The organism is Collinsella sp. TM05-38 (assembly GCF_003466445.1).
In the GTDB taxonomy this organism is placed as follows: Bacteria; Actinomycetota; Coriobacteriia; order Coriobacteriales; family Coriobacteriaceae; genus Collinsella.
The window spans coordinates 1-919 of record NZ_QSPM01000028.1; the positions used below are offsets into that span (position 1 = coordinate 1).

General features: G+C 58.1%; 1 protein-coding gene. It reads left to right on the top strand.

The genetic code is table 11. The annotated features are described in order from the left end of the window. The first annotated feature begins 121 nt into the window (after nt 1–121). The gene (locus DXD49_RS09560) at nt 122–793 is read left to right on the top strand and encodes a DUF3800 domain-containing protein (RefSeq protein WP_117794838.1); all 672 of its coding nucleotides are present in this window, start codon (nt 122–124) and stop codon (nt 791–793) included. Nucleotides 794–919 lie beyond the last annotated feature (126 nt).

Below are 919 nucleotides of genomic sequence, written 5' to 3' on the forward strand. Positions count from 1 at the left end.
AACGCTTCGAGCTCCCTTGAATTCTCAGACAGTACATGATATAAGGTAATTGGTTTTCCGTTAGGAAGGCTTCCAAGTGCCGGGGACGTTTTCCCCGGCTTTTTTCTTATTCAGGAAAACAATGCGAGAACTCAGCATCTTCGTCGACGAGTCGGGAAGCGACGGCCTCTCCGACCGCCACTACCTGCTTACCATCGTCATGCACGACCAATCCGAGAGCATCGCGGATTCGATCGCGGCATACGAGGGCGCCCTTCGCGCCAAGGGGCTCCCGGACATACCCTTCCATGCGTCGCCGCTCATGAACGGCAAGGACCAGTACTCCGGACTCGACCTGAGAACGCGCAAGATGCTGCTCGGCTCGTTCCGAGTCTTCTTCCGCCACATGCCCGTGAAGTACCATACCTTCGCATACGCGACCAAACAGTTCGCCTCGCTCGACAAGCTCGCGGGGACGATGCGGAGGGACCTCGTGAACTTCCTGTTCGACAACCTCGCGGAGCTGCAATCCTACGATATGGTCAAGGTCTACTACGACAACGGCCGGCACTCCATCGCCGAGTCCCTCCATCGCGCGGTCGAGTACGCGCTGTCGAAGGACGCCGTCGTCTACCGGTCGGCGCAGCCCTCCGAGTACCGGCTTTCGCAGGCGGCAGACTACATCTGCACCATGGAGCTCACGGCGATCAAATACACGGAGCATGCGGCCACCGCGACGGACGAGAAGTTCTTCGGCAAATGGTCCGATTTCAAGAAGGGCATACTGAAGGAGACGCGCAAGAAGCTCGTCTAGAGAGGCAATCAGCCCTTGGCGGAGCGTTTACCGACAATGGGGTCTGTCACGCGCGGAGGGTTGATAAGTGTCACTTAGCTGCAAAATAGGCTCCAGTTGGAAACCCTCGGGTTTGCGGGGCGGAAT